Here is a 2,425-nt window from a genome sequence, read left to right on the forward strand (position 1 = left end):
CGGTCTGGCCGAAGAACGCGTCCATGATGTCGGTGAAAGTGAAGGCCTGACCGAAGCCCGCGCCCGCCCCGGCACCGGGACCGGTGGCGAACGGGTCACCGCCGAGATCGTGCATCTGCCGCTTCTGTGGGTCGCTCAGCACCTGGAAGGCGCGGCCGATCTCCTGGAACTTGTGGTGCGCGTCCTCGGAGTCGTTCACGTCCGGGTGGTACTGGCGGGCCAGCTTGCGGTAGGCCTTCTTGATCTCGTCCGCGGACGCGTCACGGCTGACGCCGAGGACGGCGTAGTAATCGGTGCTCATACTCCAGACCAAATGTCGGTGTGTGTCGTCATCATGAGTCGGCCAGGATCTGGCTGACGTAGCGCGCGACGGCGCGGACCGCGCCCATCGTGCTGGGATAGTCCATGTGGGTCGGGCCGACGATGCCCAGAGTGGCCAGCGCCTCCGACTTCGAGCCGTAGCCGGTCGCCACCACGGAGGTGGTGGCCAGCCCCTCGTACGGGTTCTCGTGGCCGATCCGGACCGTCAGGGTCTGCGGATTGGTCGCCTCGCCGAGCAGCTTGAGCAGGATCACGTGCTCCTCGAGCGCTTCCAGCACCGGCTTCACATTGCGGTCGAAGTCGTCGCCGTACCGGGTCAGGTTGGCCGCGCCGCCGACCGCGATCCGCTGCTCGCCCTCGTCGGTGAAGGCCTCCAGCAGCGTCGTCACGATCGCCGCGACCAGTGGCCGGTCGTTCGGCGCGAAGGTCTCGGTCAGGCTGGCGAGCGAGGTCGCCGCGTCGGTCATCCGCTGGCCGGTGAGCGCCGTGTTCAGCCGGGAGCGCAGGTCCGCGATCAGGTGCTCGTCGACGTCGTGCTGCGTCTCCACGATCCGCTGCTCGACCCGGCCGGTACTGGTGATCAGGACCAGCAGCAGCCGCCGGGGCGTCATCGTGACCACCTCGATGTGCCGCACGCTGGACCGGGTCAGCGTCGGGTACTGCACGATCGCGACCTGCCGGGTGATCTGCGCGAGCAGCCGGACGGTACGGCGTACCACGTCGTCCAGATCGACCGCGCCGGCCAGGAAGGAGGTGATCGCCTTCTTCTCGGCCGGGGACAGCGACTTGACCGTGCTCAGCTTGTCCACGAACAACCGGTAGCCGGCGTCGGTCGGGATCCGGCCCGCGCTGGTGTGCGGCTGGGTGATGTACCCCTCCTCCTCCAGCGCGGCCATGTCGTTACGCACGGTCGCCGGGGAGACGCCGAGATTGTGCCGATCCACCAGCGTCTTGGAGCCGACCGGCTCGTGGGTGGCGACGTAGTCCTCGACGATGGCGCGGAGCACGTCGAGTTTGCGTTCGTCCAGCACGCGCACCACCCTCTCTCCCACGTCAGCCCTGGCACTCCTGAGTTCCGAGTGCCAGTCTACCGAGCCCCAGCGACACTTACCGCCGCGTGGCGGCGTGGGACAGGTCTCAGCGCCCGGTCAGGCGGTTTCGGGAGACGCCCCCAACGGTACGGCGGCCGGCCGCTCGACTGTGCTCGCCACGTCCACCGACTGGTCCTTGGCGGCCGACTCGAGCAGGGACTCCATCACGTCGAGCACGTGGTAGGCGAGTGCTCCATCAGCCCGGTGAGGTCCGCCGCTGCGGATGGCGCGCGCCATGTCGGCCACACCCACACCGCGTCCGGCTCCGGCGTACCCACCGGCCACTGGGATTTCCGTCCAGTCGCGGTTGGTTGCGGTCGCGATCTCCACCTTGCCCTCGAAGCCGTTCGGGTCGGGCACGGACAGGCTGCCTTCGGTGCCGTACACCTCGATCCGCGGCAGCCGCGCCGCCCAGACGTCGAACGACATCAGCAACGTGGTCAGGGCACCCGACTCGTGCTCCAGGATTCCGGTCACGTGGGTCGGGATCTCGACCGGGAAGGTCTCGCCGGCTCGAGGTCCGGTGTGGATCTTCCGCTGCTCCTGGGATCGCCCGGCTCGCCCCGTCACTCGCCGTACGGGACCGAGCAGGGTCACCAGGCTCGTCACGTAGTACGGACCCATGTCGAGCAGCGGACCGCCGCCGGGCTGGTAGTAGAACTCCGGCGCGGGGTGCCACAGCTCGTGCCCCGGCGTGACCATGAAGGCCGTCGCAGCAGTCGGTACGCCGATGTCGCCGCGGTCCAACGCGGCTCGTGCGGTCTGGGTCCCGGTACCGAGGACGGTGTCGGGAGCGCAACCGATCCGCAGGTTGTTCGCGGCGGCGAGCTTGAGCAGCGGCTCGGCCTCCGCGCGATCGACAGCCAGCGGCTTCTCGCCGTATGTGTGCTTGCCTGCCTGGAGAGCGGCCTGGTGGACCGGGGCGTGCGCGGCCGGGATGGTGAGGTTGAGGACGATGTCGACGGCGGGGTCGGCCATCAAGTCCTCGGATGACAGCGCGCGGATGCCGGGAT

Annotated in this window: 3 protein-coding genes; all 3 read right to left on the reverse strand. The window is 69.0% G+C overall.

The genetic code is table 11. The features are described 5' to 3' along the window. Window positions 1-301, reverse strand: a 301-nt coding sequence (locus VFG33_RS12125; protein ID WP_325025614.1) for a DnaJ domain-containing protein, incomplete at its 3' end; no start/stop codon positions are given. Between the two features lie 31 nt (window positions 302-332). Further along, window positions 333-1,352 (reverse strand): heat-inducible transcriptional repressor HrcA, encoded by a 1,020-nt coding sequence (hrcA, locus tag VFG33_RS12130; RefSeq protein ID WP_325025618.1) that lies wholly within the window; start codon window positions 1,350-1,352, stop codon window positions 333-335. Window positions 1,353-1,469: 117 nt separating this feature from the next. Further along, window positions 1,470-2,425: Gfo/Idh/MocA family protein (locus VFG33_RS12135; protein ID WP_325025616.1), on the reverse strand; the 956-nt coding region annotated here is incomplete at its 5' end.

This window comes from Kribbella sp. (assembly GCF_035687465.1).
In the GTDB taxonomy this organism is placed as follows: Bacteria; Actinomycetota; Actinomycetes; order Propionibacteriales; family Kribbellaceae; genus Kribbella.